At 63.9% G+C, this 1246-nt stretch carries 2 protein-coding genes; one reads left to right on the forward strand and one right to left on the reverse strand.

The features are described 5' to 3' along the window. Window positions 1–361: 361 nt before the first annotated feature. Window positions 362–823 (reverse strand): Rossmann-fold NAD(P)-binding domain-containing protein, encoded by a 462-nt coding sequence (locus ACFFIC_RS09605; protein WP_377049960.1) that lies wholly within the window; start codon window positions 821–823, stop codon window positions 362–364. Window positions 824–938: 115 nt separating this feature from the next. Here ACFFIC_RS09605 and ACFFIC_RS09610 point away from each other — a divergent pair. Beyond that, the coding region (locus tag ACFFIC_RS09610; RefSeq protein WP_377049961.1) for a transposase at window positions 939–1246 on the forward strand (308 nt) is incomplete at its 3' end.

A 1246-nucleotide genomic window follows, 5' to 3' on the forward strand; every position in this document is an offset into this window, starting at 1 on the left:
CGCTGCTTCATCAACAGCGTCGAATCAGAACCCGCGAGTCCATGCAAGCCTGAAGTGCTCTAGCCGTTTTCGACATGCCTGCGTGGGCGGTCGGCGTCTTGCGGACCCGAAAGATCCCGGCCGGTTCCGGGAGGCATGAGGAAGGTTCCAGCCGTGATCGGGTGGCCGCGACGTGGCCAACTGTGCTCGGAGACACCCGTCGCCGCCACAGAGGCTTCTGACCGCCCACCATCCCGAAAGGGGCAGCGCCATGCTCAAGCCAGAGCACCCTCGGCTGACCGGACGAGAGACCCTAAGTTATGGAAGTCTCAGCTAACCCAACCGACACCCCTGGAACGCCGCTGAAGCCCTTCAGCTATCGCTAGGCTGCGGCAGCCTTGAGAACGCTAGCGAGAACGTCACGCATCGTTTGGGAGCGGCGGCCAAGCAGCTTCTCCAGCGTTGGATCGGTCGTGGCGAAGTCGCCACGCCGGGCGGCCCGGTACATGCCGAGCAACATCTCCGCCCTCGGCGCGGGGACGCCCTGCGCGAGCGTGGCGTCGAGCCATTCATCATCGGAAACGGTAACTCGCTTGACCTCGCGTCCCGTCAGTTCAGACGCGATCGTAGCCAGCTCCGCCATAGTGAAGACTTCGGGCGCATGGATCTCACCGGCTTCAATCCCGCGGCCGATAAGATGCAGTGCGCTCTCGGCGTAGAAGCCATGCCGTAGCGACGTGAACGGTAGGCCTGCTTGCGCGAGGAACGCCTCGGTAGCGGCGTGGTCGGACGCTGGGGCAAAGAGCGCGTCATCTCGTGAGCCCATATGGCTGGTGTAGAGCACCCGCCTTGCCCCAGCCGTGCGGGCGGCCTTGTCCGCCGTCAGGGCTCATGAGACAGGCGGGGATGGTTGAGGAAAGGAGGGTTTCTGGCTCATCGTAACCGCCAGGGAACGAGCCATGAGCCAGAAGCCAGCGACACCGAACGCGAAGCCGCCCGCCGATCGGGTGGTGCGCGACATCCGCCGCGCGACCCGCAAGCACTACTCAGCTGAGGACAAGATCCGGGTCGTGCTGGAGGGTTTGCGGGGGGAGGAGAGCATCGCCGCCCTGTGTCGGCGGGAAGGCATTGCCGAGAGCCTGTACTACACATGGAAGCTCCTATGTTGGTCAAGGGCTGCTGGAGGCCGCGTTGAATGGCCTGCGCTTGGCACAAAGATAGCCGTAGATCTCACGGGCGACGTAGCGCTTGAGACAGCGAATGATTT

The sequence above is a fragment of the Muricoccus vinaceus genome (assembly GCF_042433125.1).
Lineage (GTDB): Bacteria > Pseudomonadota > Alphaproteobacteria > Acetobacterales > Acetobacteraceae > Roseomonas > Roseomonas vinacea.